Origin of the sequence: Achromobacter sp. UBA2119 (assembly GCF_002331005.1) — a bacterium.
Lineage (GTDB): Bacteria > Pseudomonadota > Gammaproteobacteria > Burkholderiales > Burkholderiaceae_B > Achromobacter > Achromobacter animicus.
In genome coordinates this window covers 585,220-602,713 of sequence record NZ_DCYD01000009.1, presented here as the reverse complement: position 1 = coordinate 602,713, position 17,494 = coordinate 585,220, and the positions used below count along the sequence as shown (strand labels likewise).

Sequence of the window (17,494 nt, the reverse complement as noted above, 5' to 3'; positions counted from 1 at the left end):
CCGCGGCAGCCGCCGCGGCATTAAAAAAACCAGGAGACAACCATGCAAACGATGCTGCGCCGCCTGCTGGGCGGCTTCATGCTGTGCCTGCCGCTTGCGGCAGCCGCCCAGTTTCCCAATGGGCCGGTGCGCCTGAACGTGGGCTTTCCGCCCGGCACGGGGCCGGACATCGTGGCCCGCACGTTGTCCCAGCACATGGGACCGCTGCTGGGCGAAAGCGTGGTGGTGGAGAACAAGGTTGGTGCGGGCGGGCAGATTGCCGCCCAGAACGTCGCGCGCAGTCCGGCGGACGGCCAGACGCTGCTGCTGGGCGAGGTCGGCTCGATCAGCATTTCGCCTGCCACGTACCGCAACCTGAACTACGATCCGCCGCGCGACTTCGCGCCGATCTCCGAGGTGGTGCGTGCCGACTTCGTGCTGGTGGTGCCGGCCAGCTCGCCGTACAAGGACCTGCCGGCGTTTATCGACGCCGCGAAGAAGGCGCCGGACCGCGTGAACTTCGCCACCTTCGGCGCGGGTACGCCCGGCCATTTCGGCGCGGAGCTTTTCGCGCGCGAGGCGGGCCTGAAGATCGAAGCCATCCATTACCGGTCGACGGGCGATGCCGTGTCGGGACTAGTGTCCGGCGGCGTGCAGGCGGCCTTCGTGACAACGGCCCTGGCCGCGCCCCAGGTGCAGGGCGGCAAGCTGCGCGCGCTGGCCACCACCGGCGCGAAGCGCTCGTCCGCGTTGGCTGACGTGCCGACCTTCGCGGAGGGCGGCCTGCCCGCGGTCAATTTCGGCGCCTGGTTCGCGTTGTTCGCGCCGGCCGGCACGCCGGAGGCTGTGCTGACTCGCTTGCAGGCTGACAGCGCCGCCGCGCTGCGCCAGCCTGCCGCCGTGAAGACGCTTGGCGAAGCGGGATTTGTCGTCGTGGGCTCGGACCGGCAGGCGCTGCAGGCCTTGCTGACCGCGGAGTCCAAGCGCTGGGCCGATGTGGTGAAGGCGACGGGGTTCCGCGCCGACTGATGGACCGAGGGATCTGGCCGGCCGTACGTCGCCGGCCATACGTCGCCGGCCACAGCGATTGCTATAGTCTCGCGCTCATCAATCTTCGCGCTTCACTGGAGACCCGCTGCATGTCCGATCCCACGTTCGATCACGTTCTGTCCCACCCGCCACGCTGTCTGGATGGCGTGCGCGTGACACCCGCGCCCTTGATCGTGGAAGACCGTGGCGAGGTTGCGGTCGCATTCCGCCTGCTGGGCGCCGGCGGCGCGCAGACGGGCGAAATCCTGGGCTTTGACCTGCGCGACTACAACGAACACGTCCAGGACTACGAATTCGTGTCGCCGCTGGCCGTGAAATGGGACGACGCATCGGAGGATGTCGTGGTGTTCGACAGCGACATCCACGGCTATCACGGCGAGCTGGATTGCTCAGCCAAGATCCGCGGCGAGGGGGCGGCGCAGGCCTTTGCCTGCCCCGCCTGCCAGGGCACGCGGTTCAGCGTCTTCGCCCAGTTCGACTACGACGGCACGGACGAACTCTGGGACGAAGATCCGGACACCGTGCAGAACTTCTTCAGCAATCTCATCGTGGCGGGCCAATGCACGTCCTGCAACACGGTGACGCGCGTCCTGGACATGGACCTCTGACCAAATCAAACGTTTGAACGCGGCCGTCTGAAGGCGGCCGATTGCTCGCGCGGATCGCACAATTCGGCCGCTTTGGCACCATCAGTGGAACAGTATGTTCCAGCCAAAGTGCGTTTGAACGGGTATTCGCGTCATGGTCGAGCCGGTAGAATGCCTCCCATCGTCATCTCTATCTACTGGTCGAAAGGTCAAATAATGAGCAACGCATATCTCGAAGCGCTCAAGCAGCGCCGCACGCAGTATTCGCTGGGCCGCAACCTGTCGGCCTCCAAGGAAGAACTGACCACGCTGATCCAGGAAGCGATCAAGCACAGCCCGTCCTCCTTCAACTCGCAAAGCTCGCGCGCCGTGATCCTGTTTGGCGCCGAAAGCGACAAGCTCTGGAACCTGGCTACGGAAGAAGTGCGCAAGGTTGCGCCCGCCGAAGGTTTCGACAAGACCGAAGCCAAGCTCAAGAGCTTTGCCGCCGGCGTGGGCACCATCCTGTTCTTTGAAGACCAGGACGTCGTGCGCAGCCTGCAGGAAAAGTTTGCGCTGTACGCCGACAACTTCCCCGTCTGGTCCGAGCAATCGGGCGGCATGGCCCAGTTGTCCGTGTGGACCGCGCTGGCCAACGCCGGTGTCGGCGCCAGCCTGCAGCACTACAACCCGCTGATCGACGCCGCCGTCGCGCGCGAATGGAACGTTCCCGCCTACTGGAAGCTGCGCGCGCAGATGCCGTTTGGCTCGAACGAAGCCGGTTTCGGCGACAAGGCTTTCATGGACGACGCCGAGCGCTTCCGCGTGTTTGGCTGATCGAATCTGGGGGCGTGCCGCGCACGCCCCGCATGACCGCGGTATTCAGGCCCGCATTGCCCCACACGGCAATGCGGGCCTTGTCATTGGCGGGCTGGCTGAATGGGCAAGCCGGCAATGCGTTCCGGTGGTATCCGTTTGACCGAGCCCCCATATCGCCTGCAGCGGATGGCGCTATAGTCGACCGATCCCCACCAGTAAGGAGATGTCATGCAGACCAACGAGATCCATCGCGGCCGTCTGATCGATCACATCCAGCTTGTCGTGCGCGATCTGCCGGCCAGTCAGCGCTTCTACCAGGCGGTGTTCGATGCCCTGGAGGTGCCGATGGGCGGCACGGCCGACGACTACTTCTGGGCGGACGAGCTCTTTGTCTCGTCGGCTGACAGCCAGGCCGCACTGGGTCAGTTGACGGGACGTCAACATCTGGCGTTCCAGGCGCGAGATCAGGCGATGGTCGACGCGTTTTACAAAGCGGCGCTGGCTCACGGCGGCAAGGACAACGGCGCGCCGGGATTCCGCGAATACCATCCCGGCTACTACGGCGCCTTCGTGCTGGATCCGGACGGCAACAACATCGAAGCCGTGTTCCATGGCGAGGCCCGGCGCAGCGCGCCGTCAGTCAAGGTGACGTTCTGACCGGAGCGTTTCCGTGCAACTGCGCCATCTCCGGTACTTCGTGAAGATCGTCGAGGCGGGCAGTTTTTCCCGCGCGGCGGCGCTCATTCCGGTGGCGCAGCCGGCGCTCAGCCAGCAGATCGCGGCGCTGGAAGAAGAGCTGGGCGTGACGCTGCTGCATCGCAGCGCGCGGGGCGCGCGTCCCACGGCCGCGGGCGCCGCGCTCTACACCGAAGCCGCTTCCATCCTGAGCCGCATGGAGCGCATTCCGCAGATCGTGCGCTCGCTCAGCGGCGACATCCAGGGCGTCGTGCGCATCGGCATGTCGTCCACGCTGGCGTCGTTTCTGGCGGGCGAACTGATGGAAAAATGCCGGGCGGCGCTGCCCAAGATCAGCCTGCGTTTCAGCAGCGATGCCAGCGGCCAGCTGGGCGCCCGCATCCGCGACAGCTCGCTGGATCTGGCGCTGGTGTTCGAGGACGAACCGACCACGGGTTTTGCGCGTCAACCGTTGTTCCGGCAGCGGCTTTTTGTGATCAGCCCGCGCAAGCCGGGGCGCCGGCCGTCCGCCATGCGCTTCGAGCAACTGGCCGACATGCCGCTCATCCTGCCCGCGCATCCCAACATGACGCGCAATCTGCTGGACCGGCTGTTTTCCGAGGCTGGAATCGCGCCGCAGGTGGTGGCGGAAACCGAAGTCTTTTCCGGCATGCTGTCGGCGGTGCAGGCGGGCATCGGCCATACCATCCTGCCGCTGGGCGATTTCTCGGGGCAGCCGGGAAACGCGATGGTGTCCGCCGTGCTGATCGAGCCGCCCGTCTATCTGACGGCGGCAGTCATCGCGTCCAGCGACGTGCCGCTGGCGCCGCCCGCCGAGGCGGTGCGCACACTGCTCAGCGAGTTCGTGATGCAGCAGGTGCAGGAAAAAGGACTGGCCGGCGCGGAGCCGCTGCCTTCCTGACGCGCCGCTAAAGGCCATATCCGCGGGCGATACCCGCATATCGACATAGTATTTTTCCAGCTTCGCCGGCAGGCGCAATCTTCACTCCCATGCAGCAACCGCAATGTCTGCGGCCTGCAGAACTGGAGAGTGATGATGGCAAAGCTGGTTTATCGCGTGGTGTCCGCGTGCGGCGCGTTGGGATATGGATTTCCCCGTGAATCGCTGCAAAAGGCGCTGGAAGGGCGGATCGACGCCGTGATCTCGGATGCGGGATCGATGGATGCCGGCCCCTATTACCTGGGCACGGGAACCGAGTACTTCGAACGCGAGGCCGTGAAGGCGGACTTTCGCCACATGGTCGAGGCGGGCGAACGCATTGAGGGTCCGGTCATCCTGGGAAGCTGCGGCATGGCGGGCGGCAACCGCAACCTGGATTGGATGATCGACGTCGCCAAGGAAGTGTTTGACGAGCTGGGCGTGAAGGACCGCGCCGTGGCTGTCATCCGGTCCGAGCTGGACCCGGCCAGTGTGATCCGCGAATTCCGCGCGGTTGCGCTTCGGCCCACGGGCGCCGGGCCGGAGCTGGATGCAGCGGCGCTCGAAGAGAGCACCATCGTGGGTCAGATGGGCGTGCATCCGCTCATCACTGCGCTGGAAAGCGGCGCGAAGTACGTGCTGGCCGGCCGCTCGTGCGACATTGCACTGTTCGCGTCCGACATGATCCGCCGCGGTATCGATCCGGGTCTGGCGTACCACGTGGGCCACGTGCTGGAATGCGGCGCGCTGGCCTGCGACCCGGGCTCGCCGTCGGATTGCCTGATCGCCGAAATCTACGACGACGGCACGGCGCTTTTCGTGGCGCCGGACTCGGGACGGCGCTGCACGCCGTATTCGATTGCGGCGCATTCGCTGTACGAGGAAAGCCATCCGCAACTGCAGTTCTATCCCGAAGGCATCCTGGCGATGGAACACACGGAATTCTTCGCGCGCGACGCCCGCACCGCCGGCATCCGCAACAGCCAGTTCGTGCATGCGGGCAAGCCATGGCCGTGGAGCATCAAGCTGGAAGGCGCGCGGCGGCTGGGCAAACGCAAGGTGTCGCTGGTTCATCTGGATCCCGCGGACCTGCCGCGTGTGCCTGGCGACGTGCTGGTCTATGGCCGCAACGGCGTCCAGGCCGTGCCGCTGCGCGAGGGCGAAAAGGAGCTGGGTCTGATCGTGGAAACCTGCGCGGCGACGCCGCAGGCGGCCGAAACGCTCGCCAGCCTGCTGACCCACTATCTGATCCATTACGGTTACGCGGGGCGCAAGGCCACCGCCGGCAACATTGCCTATCCGCTGTCGCCCAATCTGGTGAGCTTCCGGCATGAAGATGGGCAGTACGGCGCGGTGGTTCCCAGCGGCACGCGCGATCCGGTGTTCCAGGCCAATTACCCGATGATCAAGGACGCGGTCATCACGCTGGTTCAGGCGGAATTTCCGGACGCGCTGCGCGCCGCCACCTGGAAAATCCATGAGGCCGACGCGAGCCATCCGGTCGCGCTCGTGCGCACCATCGACCGCGATCCTCGTGTGCTCGCCGACCGCCATCACGCCGAGCTGCAACGCCTGCTGTCGCTGGCCGCCGCGCGCGACGGCTCGCGGCTGGACATGGATGCGGGCGATGCCTACGAATGGACGCTCTACCACCTGCTGCTGAACGAGGACATCATCAAGAACCGCATGTTCCCGATCACGTACTTCCGCGCAAACGGCGCGGCGTGGACGGAAAGCGGATCCGCCCGGCCGCGGTATTACGACATCGGCATCACGGACTACACGGGCAACCTGGACGATCGCACGCTGTCCCTGATCGCCGACGTGCCCCCTGAAGGCACGCCCCAGCGCGAACAGCCGCTGCTCGACATGGCCGTGGTGGTCCGCAGCAAGGACGCGGGCATCAACCGGCTGACGTTCGACATCGTGTTCAACTCGGCCGCCGATTACGAGGCCGCGCTGCGCTCGAACGTGTTCTGCCCGGCCAATGTGGCGCGGGTGCTGGGCGTGGCGCCCGAGCGCGTGGTTGGCACGTTCTTCGTGGATAGCTGCAACGCCATCAAGCTGACCATCGACCGTCCGAACATTTCTGCTTCGCCGGATGAGCGCGACGTGTTCGGGGCGCAGCAGCAGGCCGTCATCGAGCGTCTGTCGATACCGCATTACGCGGAGCGGCTGGCGATGGCCTCGGCGCTGTAGCGCGCGTTGAGGCCGCCGCCGATCGCGAACGGGAAGGGCGATCGGCGGCGTGCGTCTGTGGGGTCGTCCCCGGTTTCGTGCCAGAATTGCAGGCTGTTCAACCGCCATCGAACCCGAGAAGAATCAGATGAAACCTGGAATTCCCGCCCTACGGTTGTTGTCCCTGGCTGGCTTGTTCGCCTTGTCCGCGCCCGCGCTGGCCATCGATTGCAAGAAGGCATCCACCGGCGTCGAGAAGCTGATCTGCGCCGACCGCGGCGCGGTGTCCGCCGACGCGGAATTGAATCGCAGCTACAGCGCACTGTTGAAAGCCGCGCCCGATGCCGAGATCCGCGCCATGCTGGTCGACGGCCAGAAGCGTTGGCTGGCGGCGCGCGACAACGCACTGGAAAGATTGATCGAGTCGCCCGACCTCCTGCCCGACGGCAAGACCCCCGCGCAGGCCGCGCGCAGCCTGATCCAGGCGCGCAGCGCCCAGTTCAAGGAAAAGGCCAAGGGGTCTGATACGCCGGTCCTGATCGCTCGGGCGCTGGATCAGCGCAAGTTCCGGGCGCAATTCACCGGCGGTCCGTTTGCCGGGTTTGCGTCGTCGTGCGACGTGCTGCCGCCCGACTACAACAACTACTCCTGCTTCGCGACCCGCCACTACCAGCACAATGACCGCGTCTGCTCGGTGGACGAGTATTGGGCGTCCGGCGGCGTCTACACAAAACGGTTCGTGGCCGACGTGGTGAACGGCAAGCCCAAGGTCATCGCGTCGTGCTCGTTCAGCAGCGCCGACGAGGCGTGCGACGACGGCAATGGCAAGACCCACTGGAACCGGTCGCCGGCAGCGCCCGATTTCAGTTATGCCGACAAGCCCCTGCCGAAGATCGACGGCGAAATATTCGATACCGACGACTACGAATGGGCGCAGGCTTGCCTGGCAAGCCCGGTGTATCCCGCTGCCAAGTAGCGCGTTCAGGCCTGCGCGGCCGTGCGTGGGCCTGACGGGGAAGGTGTCAGACTGTAATCGCGCCCGCGCTGGCCGTGAGGGCTGGACCGCGCCCGCCGGATGACAATTTCCCATGCGGGGCACACGGCGCGCGGACGGTTCGATCACGCCGCCCGGGGCTTGTCGGCCGCAAGATTTGGAAACGGACTGCGCCGCGCAGCGGTAATTTCGTCCACGGCACGGACGTAGAATCCCGCTTTTCGTCAATGCCACGCGGCCGTCAGGAACCAATCATGAAAAAAACCATCCTTCTTGCATCCGTCTGCGCGGCGCTGCTGTCTGCCTGCGCGCCCACGACCTCACCCCGCGAAGGATCGTCCGCCATGCCTGATTCCGCCACCACGTCCGCCGAAGCTCAGGCCGGCCTGAGCGCCTACCATTGGCGCCTGACCGCCGCCACCGATGCCGCGGGCAAGTCCATCGCGGCGCTGCAAAAGGGCGTCGAGCATCAGGTGCGCCTGACGTTCAAGGACGACGGCGTGAACATCCGCGGCGGCTGCAATGCGCAATTCGGCGGGTACACGTACAAGAACGGCGTGCTGACCATCGCGAATCTCGCGTCGACGATGAAGGCCTGCGAACAAAGCCTGATGCAACTCGATGCCGAGATCGCCCAGCGCCTGAAAGGCGATCTGCGCGTGTCGATGTCGGGCGACAAGGCCGAGCCGACGCTGGACCTCACGACGCAGGACGGCAGCGTGCTGAAGTTCGTCGGCGAACCCACGCCGGAAACGCTGTACGGCAGCGCGAGCCAGATCATGTTCCTGGAAGTGGCGGCCAAGCGCGCCGAATGCAGCCATCCGATGATTCCGCACTACCAGTGCCTGATGGTGCGCGAACGCAAGTTCAATGACGCGGGCATCGCGCTGCCGGCGCCGGACAAGTGGCAGCCGCTGTACCAGTCGATCGAAGGGTTTGAGCACCAGGAGGGCGTGCGCACCGTGCTGCGCGTCAAGCGCTACGACTGGAAGAACCCGCCCGCCGATGCGCCCTCCAAGGTCTACGTGCTGGACATGGTGGTGGAGCAGGACGCCTCGGGCAAGCGCAAGTAAACGGGGAGTTCGCGTGGAGGTTCGCGTGGAGGGGCGTTAGCGCGATCCGCGCGGTTATCGCCCTGTTCGCGGTTAGCGCCCTTGGCCCGGTCACCAGGTGACGTAGAACATCGCCTTGGCCAGCACGACGATGGCCAGCATGTGGCAGAACACGCTCAGGTGCAGACGCCCTTGCAGCGCGCCGGTGAGCTTGCGCTGCCTGGCCAGCACCAGCGCGGTCGCCACATGAATCAGCACGCTGATGGCCAGCGCGATCTTGATGGACAGCAGCAGGCCGAACGATGAGGCCAGCGGCGCGGACAGCGCGCCGCGGTGCTGCCACGCCAGCCCCAACCCCGCCAGATACAGCACTACCACCGACCACGGCACTACCGAACGCACGCGCGGCCCGAGCTGGCTGCCCAGCGCCTTGCGCACGTCGGGTGGCAGACGCCGGTGCACCGGTTCAAGAAACAGCACCTCGAACGTGACAGTGCCGACGAACAGGAAGGCGGCAAGCAGGTGCAGGATGAGCAGCACGGGGTAGAGGGTCATGAGGGCATTCTCCGCCCGCGGATCGCGGCGCGAAATGACAAACATCAAGGGTGCAAGGTCCGGGTTGAGTCCAGCGCATCATCGACCCAAGCAAGCAGCCCGATAAAAAAGCCGGGCCGCGCTCCCTCGCAGGAAGTCGCAGCCCGGCTTGTCCATCCCCGGAACTCAGGTCACTTGCCCGCCGGCTGCAGCGTCAGCGTATCCGACCGCTGGCTATCCACCTTGGCCCGGCTGAAGGCCATCGGGAAGTACTCGCCCGTCGCCCAGCCCTTGATCAGGTCCTGGTAATGCGGGCTGCGCGGATCCGCCGATTGGCCCGGCACGTTCTGCACGCGCGAGTTGTCCCAGTCGGACACGTCGATCACCTGGCGGTACGACGCACCGCTGGTCACGCGGTAGTCGCTCTTGCGGAACGTCGCGCGATGCACCGTGTCGTTGTCGCCGCCGACCGGATAGCGCGGCGTGCCCCACGCCTTGGCGGTGTCGGGCGGCAGCAGGCTGGCCAGGCTGTGATCGAACTGGATGTGGTGCAGCTTGCCCCACTGCCACTGCTTCGAATCCGGCCCCATCTTGGCGGTGAGCTGCGTCAGACCATCGGCCAGCGCCTGCAACAGCAGGGCGTCGCGGCCCTGATCCGGGCGAGGTCCAAAGGCGGCATCGGGCGTGGCCAGCTTTTCCAGTGTCTTGCGGGTGGAAAGCTCGCCGAATGCCGCGCGCCCGTTTGCCGGCACATACAGGTCGGTTACGCGCTTGACGACCTCGGGCAGCCAGAACGCATAGACGGTGGCAGCCCGGGAGTCCGTGGCCATGCGGTAGTCCCAGTCCTTCAGCAGGCTCAGCGCTTCGCCGACCTTCGCGTCCGCCGAGTTCAACGACTTGGCGTAGCCGCCCAGCGTGCGGGCAGGAATCGACAGATTGTCGAACTGCAAGTCCTGCGACTGCTGCACGGTCAGCCCCTTGCCGTCAGCCACCACCTCGCGGATTCGCTGGATGCGGAAGGGCTCGGCCCAGGTGCGCGCCGACATGTCCTTGTACGGATAGTTGGCGGGCAGGTTGTACTCGTTGGCCGTGGCGACATAGCCTTCGGGCGGATTGAAGACGCGGGGCAGGGCGTTGCCGGGCAGCACGCCGCGCCATTCGAAGTCGCCATTGCCCGGCACGGGCAGCATGCCGGACCAGTCGTTGCGCGGACGGATGGGCGCGATGCTGCCGCCGAACCAGCCGATGTTGCCGTCCACGTCCGCGTAGACCATGTTCTCGCTGGGCGTGTAGTGCTTTTCCATGCCGGCCACGAACTCGTTCCAGTTCTGCGCCTGATTCAAGCGCAGGCTGGCCAGATAGGCGGCCGTACCCGGGAATTCCAGGTAGGCGGCGCGCAGGGCGTAGGCCTTGCGGCGCACCGGGTCTTCGTGGATGACGGGACCATGACGCGTGAACTTCAGGCTGCGCATGGCAGGCGACGCGCCGCGCACCGGAATGCTCTCGTCGATCTGGCGCATCTTTTCCCAGCGGCCCTGGTAGCGGTATTCGCCGGGGTTCGCGGGGTTGGTGTCGTAGACGTACAGGTCTTCCTCGTCGCCGAACGCGAAGATCGTCAGGCCGAACGCGATGCGGTCGTTGTGGCCCATCGACACCCCGGGCAATGCCGGTTCGCCCGCGCCGATCACGTTCCAGCCCGGCGCATTCAGGTGGACCATGTAGCGCAGCGACGGCATGGTGATGGACCGGTGCGGGTCGCCTGCCAGGATGGGCTTGCCGGTGGCGGTGCGCTCGCCGCTCAGCGTCCAGTTGTTGCTTTCGTAGCGCGGCGCCAGCGGATCGAAGGCCGGGTCCAGCGACGCAAGCCGCCCCTCGGACAACGCGCTCGCCAGCTTGGCGCGTTCCTCCGCGGCAAGCGGGCTGCGCGGGAAGTCGCCCGCCTCGAACTTCTGGCCGTCACGCGCCAGCCGGTAGGTGGCCAGGACGGACTTGTTGATCTGGCGCACGTCCAGGCCGGCAGGCACCTGCAGCGCCAACGGCGGCTCGAAGGTGCTCAGCCCCTGCACGTTGTTCAGGCCCAATGCGGCGATCTGCTCGGACATCCGCACTTCCTCGCTGACGTTGCGCGTCAGGCCGTAGATGCGGATCAGGGACGTCTCCGGACTCCAGTAGCCCGGCTCGGTGCCGGTCAGCTTGAACTCCGGCGGAAGCTGGTCGGGATTGGCCTTGACCCAGTTCACGTAGGCGTTGATGCCGTTGGCGAACGCGGTGAGGATGGCCTGGCCTTCGGGGTGGTAGCTGGCGAATTCCGCCTGCATGTCGCCCCGGTACAGGAAGAGACGCGCGGCGCGGTCCTGTTCGATGAAGCGCGGGCCGAACTGTTCGGCCATCTTGCCTTCGCCCTGGCGGCGCCACAGATCCAGTTGCCACAGGCGGTCGCGCGCGGCCGAAAAGCCCTGGGCAAAGAACAGGTCCGCCTGGTTCTTGGCGTAGATGTGAGACACGCCGTGCTTGTCCCTGACGATTTCCACGGGCTGCGAGAGCCCGGGCATGGCAATCGTGTCCTTCTTGCCGCCTGGCGAGGCGCAACCCGCCAGCACTGCGATCAGGCCGCTTGCCAGGAATGCGGCGGCCCTGCGCTTGAACGTACGCATAGACTTCTCCTCCGGTTATTGATCTTTTCTCTGCCGGCAGTACGTCAAACGCTGGAAGCCGCGCCGAACGCAACACCATGCAGCGACTAGAACTAAAGCAGAAGCGTGGGGAGAACTGTTTTATTTGATTAGATCTGGCAGGACTTGTAACGCTTCGTTGAAGTCTGACCGCTATGGGAAAGCGCACCTGGCCGACATCACGTCGTTTAAAGCCGCGATCAGGCATGAAATTTTTGGTCACGACATCGCGCTGCGGCCGGTAAACTCGGGCGCCCTGAATACCGCGGGCGCGCTTGCTGTTCGCCGTCCTCACCCATAGCCGTACCTTCATGCCGATCTCCGACCTCGCACGCAGCCTGTCCCGTCCCATTCTTGCCGCCGATGACCTGGCGTCGATGGAGCAATTCTTCAGCCGGCCCGAGGTTGGCGCCTTTCTGACCCATGCCCGCAACCCGGCGAACACTGCTGCGGCCCTGCGGGATTGCGCCGATCTTCTGCCGCAACTGCATCCCTCCCATGCCGCAGCGCTGGCGCTGATGGGCGGTTCGCTGGTGGAGGGCGGCGCCGATCCGGCCATTCTGTTTCCCACGCTGCACGCGCTGCTGCGCGACTGGCTGCAACGCCTGCGCCCGTTCTGCGCGCAGGAAGTCGAAGAAGACGACGACGAGGTCGAGGAGACCGACCGCCAGGCTTGGACGGACGCGCAGGCCAGGTTGGCAGCGGTGCCGCAGGACGCGTTCTGGGAGGTCGAAGCCCTGCAGGCCGCCGTGGACGTGCTGGTGCTGCCCATGATGACCATGCTCTTGCGTCACCGCGCCAATCACCAGGCGTTCATCGCCGACGACGCGCTGATGGCCTTGCTGTATGCCATGACCTCGCTCAACGACAGCCTGCCTTTCGACCAGCTGCATTTCCTGTGGCTGGCGTCGCGCGTGAGCTACGAAGACGAACTGGTGGTCGTGCTCCCAGCGTCCGGGACGGGCTTCATTGCCGAGGCGCATGCCATCAACAACACCTTCCACGCCCTCACGCTGCTGCAGATCCTGATCCGCGAACACGCGCAGGCGCTGGGCGTGCGGCGGGACCTCGCGCCGCGCACGCCGGACATGGATGGCGACACGGCCGACTTCCAGTGGTTGCAGGCCGGCGCCTATGCCGGAGGCGAACTGAAGAACATGCTGAAGTGGGCATGGGGCGAGGCCGCGCTGCGCGACCATCCGTCCCGCCACGGCAAGCGTGTGCTGATTGCGTTGGAAACGGACGAGGGCACCAAACGCAACTGGTCGGGATTCAACGGCGTGATCCACGAGGCGCAGCAGCCGTCGATGACATTCAAGCGCTATCTGACGCCGGAGGAAGTGGCGTCGTACCTGGCGTGAGCCGGCGCTCGCCCGCCTGCAGCACGCAGTTCCAGCGGCGCAGCAGGCGCGTCAGTACGCTGTCCGATGGGTTGGCCGCAATGGCGGCGTCCTTGCGGGCGCGCGCCATGGTGTCCGCCAGCAGGCGCGCAAGGTCTTCGTCCAGCGTCTGGATCAGGATGTCGGCGGCGAGTTTCTTCAGCGCCTGGGCGTGGGTGATGGCAGTCATGGTGTCGGTCATGGCCGCGCCGCCGGAGCCGGCGCGGGCCGAGCGGGCGGCGGAGGATCAAGCCCGCAGCGTGTCCCGCACCTGCATGAGCGCGAAGCCCAGCAGGTTCAGGCCGCGCCACAGGTTGGGATTGGCGATGTGTTCGGCGTCCTGCGCCATGCCCACGCCCCAGATGCGGTCAACAGGGCTGGCTTCGACCAGGACGCGGTTGCCGGTCTGGAGCAGGAACTCGCGCAATTCGGGGTTCTGGCCGAATTTCGCCTCGTTGGCGCGCACGACGATGGCATAGCGGTTTGCCAGCCAGGTCTCGTCGTTAAAGCCCATGACCTGCCGGCCCAGCGCCTTGGCCGCGCCGGGATTGGGCGCCGCGAACACGAGCGCGCGTGTCGCCTCGTCGCCAAAGAGCCGGGCCTTCTCGGCCATCATGTAGTGTTCCGCGGTGGGGTAGCGCTGGCCTTCGATCTCGAAGGGCGCGCCGTACCACTGGCTGAAGCACGAGGCCGTGATGCCGTGCTTGGCGGGCTGGTGGCCCCAGAAATTGACGAACTTGAGTTTGGCGCCCGCGTTGTAGCGGCGGCGCAGGTCTTCGATGTAGCGGGTGTCGGTCATGCCGGAAGGCGGGGTCCGGATAAGGAAGAGGCTGGAGGATAAAGGGGATGGTATCCCGCTCGTTACCAGATGCAAGCCGATCCGCCGATTATTTGCCAAATGGCGTCGCGCGGCGGGGCAGGCAGCCCCGTTGCCGCGCGAGGTCATCGTGCTGCAGACATCACCACCTGCGCTCCGACCCGCTTGTGGGCTGCGCTGCCGATTGGCCCATGCCGCCGGTCCGGACGGTGGATTCGTATTTCTTGTAGTCCTCGATGTACGTGGGCGAGTTGACGTTCGGGCTTTCCTCGCCAGCCCATTGTTCTTCCAGCCCGGCTTCGCGCCATGCGGCCAGGTCGCGTTCGACGTCGGCCCGGGTGGGCGTGAAGTCAGAGGAAGGCGCCGCGGTGGCCGGCGCCGTTGAGGCGGATTGCGCACCCGCGGGGCTGGACAGCAGGGCAAATGCCGCCAGCGCAGCGGGGATGAGGGCGCGGAATGGCAGGACAGGGTTCATGAATGGCTCCTTGGGGATGCGTGGGGGCGCAGCGTTGGGACCGGTGCCGTTCGGGGCGCGCGCGATAGCGCTACGCGGCCGAGAGCAGCTGCGGGACCGGATGGGCGAAGTCATGGTCCGGCGGGCTCAGGCGCCGGTTTGCGGGCCTGCGGATCGCGAGCGCAGACGGGGTGGTGACCCGACAGGCGCTTGGAGGCCCGGGTCTCATGCCTTCGTGCTCATCGTAGGGCCGCATGGGTTCAGGCCGCATACTCAAATCTGAGTACACCAAGCGGCGCACAGGCCTACAACAACGACGCCAGGCGGACCAGTTCGGATTGGCGGCTGCACTCCATCTTGGTCAGCAGAGACGCCACCTGCTTGCGCACCGTCAGGACCGAGGCGTGGCGCAGCGTGGCCACTTCCTCGACGCTGTGACCGGCGGCCAGTCCGGCCAGCACCGCGGCTTCGGCATGCGTGATGGAGAACACCGATTGGAGCTTGGTGACGTCCGGCATGGCGAATGCGCTCTTCTTGCGCATCCGCATCAGCAGCATCCGGCCGCCGATGAGGCTGAGCGCAGGCGGCGCGGCGCTGATGTCGACCCAGAACAGCTCGCCCCAACCCGAGGCCGTGGCCATCGAACGCATCTGGCCGTCACGCGCCACGGCGGCACAGTGCGCATCCAACAGCCGCTGCACCTTGGCGTCCGCGTGGCGCAGCCGGCGGCCATGTAGCGTCCAGCCGTTGACGTCGTCGAGAAAACCCACGGCAAGCGGCGACAGTTTGTCGACGATGCAATCCACGCTGATCAGCAGCACGGCTTCGTTGACATCGGAAAACGCGCTTTCCAGCGACTTCCATCCGATTGCGCGGTTGCGCTCGCGTTGCGACAAGTGGTGGCGCAGCGCGCGGAAATAGCGGGCGTAGTCGCCGGATTGCAGCCGGTCGCTGGCCTTCGCGTCGATGGACGAACGCTGAAAGCCGATCGCGGCGTGCAGCACGGTGTTCGATTCGATGATGAGCGACAGCACTTGCGCCATGCGATGCCGGGCCATGAAGTCCGCATAGAACTCGGTGCGCTGCAACTGCGCGGGTTCGTACATTCGAGTGGTGTCCAGCCAGGTGCCGGCGGGGGCATTGCGCCCCTCCTGCTCAACGATGTCGCAGTTGCAGTAGTGCTCCTGGTAATCCGAGACGCACGCGTCGGCAAAACCGATGGCGGTCAGGGTCAGCAGCTTGTTCCTGGCGTCGAACACGATAAGCGCGCCGCTGTCGGCCCCGACAAGATCGCGGGCGGTGCCCAGGATGTCGCGCCACGGCGGTTCGGGGTCGGTCAGGTGGTCGACGGCCTCGACGGCGCGGCGCAATGCGATTCGATGATCGGGCATGGCGAGCCTCCAACTCTGGTTCAAACGTAATCGCTGCTACGTGTCACAGATGGTGGTAGGTGGCGCCGGCCGGCAAGACATGGCGGCGCACCGCTGCTGCGGATCAAAGCGGAGAGCGCGTCGCAGGGAGCGTACAGGGATAGCGGCGGGCCCAGCGCAGATTATCGTCGCAAATTTGCGGGCGATGATGATTTTGCTGCGCTTTCCCGCAAGGAAAATGGCGTGTTGATGCGGCGATACCAGGAAAATTCAACTGGCGCGAAACCCCTGCATATCGCCGCGTGACACCGCCGCGCTTATTGCGCCAGCAGTTGCAGCAGCAGCGCCTTTTTCGGTTCGTCCGCTTTGCGCGCCAGTGCCGCCAGCTTCTTGTCGGATCCGAACAGCCGTTCGCGCACATGCGCCCTCAGGTGCTCGGGCAGTGCGGCCAGTGCGTCAGCCAGCAGCGCAAGCAATGGCGCATCTTCAATCGTGAACCCCGCGGGCGGCTTGAAGCCGTCGGTGCAGACGCACAGGCATGTCACGACGGTGGCAAGGGTCTGCGGCGTCAGCCCATGCTGTTCGAGGAACACGGTGGTGTAGCGGTCCTGCACTGACTGATGTTCGTCGTCCACCAGATCCATGTAATGGCGCAGCAGCGCAAAGTGGCTGGCGTCGGCCAGACCCAGCGCAAACGCCGCATACGTGCCGGACAGGCAGGCCTTTTCGGCCTCCGCATCCGAATACCATTCGTAGGGCTGGATGGCGGCGTGCGCATAGCGCGCCAGCGCATCGTGCGCCTCGGGATGCTGCGCGGCGTTGGCAAAAAAGCGATGCGTGTCGGACTTGGCCAGGCCCTTGATGGGCAGGTAGTGGCGTGCACGGCTTTTCAGTTCGATGCGGTAGCCGGCCGGAAAGCCCGCGCGCAACAGGCTGGCGAGAAAGTCCAACGCCTGGCAGTAGGCCGCCGGCGACTCCTGCCGGATCGCAATGGACACGGTGGCTAGTACGTCGTTGGCGGCGCAGGTGACGGTGTCGGTCGCCAGGCGTGCGCGATCGGCGGGAATGGCGCCGCTGCCGCTGGCCAGCATGGTTTCGGCGCGCGCGCTGCCGACGTCGCGCGCCAGTTCCAGAAAGGTCAGGCCAAGCGGCCGCGCATAGCCGGGTTCAAAGCGCAGGATCAGCGTTGCCGCGTACAGCAGCAGGTCGATGCCGCGGTCGTTGGCATCCAGCGTTGCGCCGGGCTTGAGCGTGTAGGTGTTCGTGCGGAAGGCGTTCTGCGACACGTCGAAATAACGCGGCAGATACTGTTCCTCGGACCAGCGGCGCAGCGCGTGGATGATGGAGCCCCGCTGCTCGGCCAGCGACTCCTGGCCCGCGTTCAGCGCCAGCACGCGCGTGAAGACGGCAATCAGCCAGGGGTAATCGAACTTGGGAAACAGGCGTTCGTCCAGCAGATGGCGGCACAGCAGGCTGATGTGCAGGCGGCCGGTGGGTTGGGCGCCGTTCAGCACTTCCTGGTCTACGTATTGCGCGACGCGTTCGCGCAGGCCTTGCTGCTTGGCCTCGTCGGTGTGGTCCACCAGCGTCAGGCGCAGCCGGCCCTCGGTGGTGGGGAACTGCGCGCGAAAGCGGAAGTGGTGGTCCAGGTGCGGTTTGCCGGCAAGCCGGGCGATGCGTTCAAGCACGGCCTCGCGCAGCACGGGCGCCAGCGATTCGTGGACGGCATCGGGACTGAGCGGGCCGTTACGGCCTTCGGCGCGCAGGCCGTCTTCGTCGTCGGGCTCCCAGCTGGGCATGACGTCGAACATGATGCGCGAGGGCTCGTACTCCAGCAGGATCTCGCTGTGGATGCCGGCCTGCAGCGGTGTGCGGGCCACGATCGCGTCGATGTCGTCGCGCGCTTCCAGCTTGTCGAACCATCCATGAATGGCGGCCAGCGTTTCATCCTGGATCTGCTGGGCGGTCTTGTGATGCAGGCCAATGGCGCGGGACTCGTGGGACATCGTGATTCT

Annotated in this window: 16 protein-coding genes; 9 read left to right on the top strand and 7 right to left on the bottom strand. The window is 65.9% G+C overall.

Annotated features, from left to right (window positions below; genetic code table 11):
* Positions 1–42 precede the first annotated feature (42 nt).
* From B3098_RS07955 to B3098_RS07920, 8 genes are all read left to right on the top strand, one after another.
* A complete protein-coding gene (locus B3098_RS07955; protein WP_175184184.1) occupies positions 43–1,008 on the top strand; it encodes a Bug family tripartite tricarboxylate transporter substrate binding protein in 966 nt (321 codons plus the stop codon).
* 110 nt (positions 1,009–1,118) lie between these two features.
* Entirely contained in the window at positions 1,119–1,637 is a 519-nt protein-coding gene (locus tag B3098_RS07950) for a hypothetical protein (RefSeq protein WP_279971874.1), read from the top strand.
* 195 nt (positions 1,638–1,832) lie between these two features.
* Positions 1,833–2,432 carry a nitroreductase family protein gene (locus B3098_RS07945; RefSeq protein ID WP_175123067.1) on the top strand — a complete coding sequence of 200 codons (600 nt, stop codon included), beginning with the start codon at positions 1,833–1,835 and terminating at the stop codon, positions 2,430–2,432.
* Between the two features lie 210 nt (positions 2,433–2,642).
* Positions 2,643–3,071, top strand: a complete 429-nt coding sequence (locus B3098_RS07940; RefSeq protein ID WP_286894398.1) for a VOC family protein — start codon at positions 2,643–2,645, stop codon at positions 3,069–3,071.
* A 13-nt stretch (positions 3,072–3,084) separates the two neighbouring features.
* Entirely contained in the window at positions 3,085–4,011 is a 927-nt protein-coding gene (locus B3098_RS07935; protein WP_279971873.1) for a LysR substrate-binding domain-containing protein, read from the top strand.
* A 132-nt stretch (positions 4,012–4,143) separates the two neighbouring features.
* A complete protein-coding gene (locus B3098_RS07930; RefSeq protein ID WP_286894396.1) occupies positions 4,144–6,228 on the top strand; it encodes a DUF4387 family protein in 2,085 nt (694 codons plus the stop codon).
* Positions 6,229–6,355: 127 nt separating this feature from the next.
* A complete protein-coding gene (locus B3098_RS07925; RefSeq protein WP_286894395.1) occupies positions 6,356–7,183 on the top strand; it encodes a lysozyme inhibitor LprI family protein in 828 nt (275 codons plus the stop codon).
* 362 nt (positions 7,184–7,545) lie between these two features.
* Positions 7,546–8,274, top strand: a complete 729-nt coding sequence (locus B3098_RS07920; RefSeq protein WP_286894709.1) for an META and DUF4377 domain-containing protein — start codon at positions 7,546–7,548, stop codon at positions 8,272–8,274.
* Positions 8,275–8,364: 90 nt separating this feature from the next.
* Here B3098_RS07920 and B3098_RS07915 read toward each other — a convergent pair whose 3' ends face one another.
* Entirely contained in the window at positions 8,365–8,808 is a 444-nt protein-coding gene (locus tag B3098_RS07915; protein ID WP_239213104.1) for a CopD family copper resistance protein, read from the bottom strand.
* Between the two features lie 170 nt (positions 8,809–8,978).
* Positions 8,979–11,441: a penicillin acylase family protein gene (locus B3098_RS07910; protein ID WP_286894391.1), complete on the bottom strand. Its 2,463-nt coding sequence runs from the start codon at positions 11,439–11,441 to the stop codon at positions 8,979–8,981.
* Between the two features lie 329 nt (positions 11,442–11,770).
* Between B3098_RS07910 and B3098_RS07905 the strand changes: the two genes are divergently transcribed.
* On the top strand, positions 11,771–12,820 hold the full coding sequence (locus B3098_RS07905) for a hypothetical protein (protein WP_191576838.1): 1,050 nt from the start codon (positions 11,771–11,773) through the stop codon (positions 12,818–12,820).
* Here B3098_RS07905 and B3098_RS07900 read toward each other — a convergent pair.
* From B3098_RS07900 to B3098_RS07880, 5 genes are all read right to left on the bottom strand, one after another.
* On the bottom strand, positions 12,774–13,040 hold the full coding sequence (locus tag B3098_RS07900; protein ID WP_286894388.1) for a hypothetical protein: 267 nt from the start codon (positions 13,038–13,040) through the stop codon (positions 12,774–12,776). The two genes, B3098_RS07905 and B3098_RS07900, sit on opposite strands and share 47 nt — an antisense overlap.
* Positions 13,041–13,085: 45 nt before the next feature.
* Entirely contained in the window at positions 13,086–13,637 is a 552-nt protein-coding gene (locus B3098_RS07895; RefSeq protein ID WP_286894387.1) for an NADAR family protein, read from the bottom strand.
* A gap of 160 nt (positions 13,638–13,797) precedes the next feature.
* Complete coding sequence (locus B3098_RS07890) at positions 13,798–14,130, bottom strand: DUF4148 domain-containing protein (protein ID WP_175123057.1); 333 nt, start codon at positions 14,128–14,130, stop codon at positions 13,798–13,800.
* Positions 14,131–14,414: 284 nt separating this feature from the next.
* Positions 14,415–15,500 carry a LuxR family transcriptional regulator gene (locus B3098_RS07885; RefSeq protein ID WP_279971863.1) on the bottom strand — a complete coding sequence of 362 codons (1,086 nt, stop codon included), beginning with the start codon at positions 15,498–15,500 and terminating at the stop codon, positions 14,415–14,417.
* Positions 15,501–15,796: 296 nt separating this feature from the next.
* Positions 15,797–17,485: a DUF6138 family protein gene (locus B3098_RS07880; protein ID WP_286894386.1), complete on the bottom strand. Its 1,689-nt coding sequence runs from the start codon at positions 17,483–17,485 to the stop codon at positions 15,797–15,799.
* Positions 17,486–17,494: the final 9 nt, after the last annotated feature.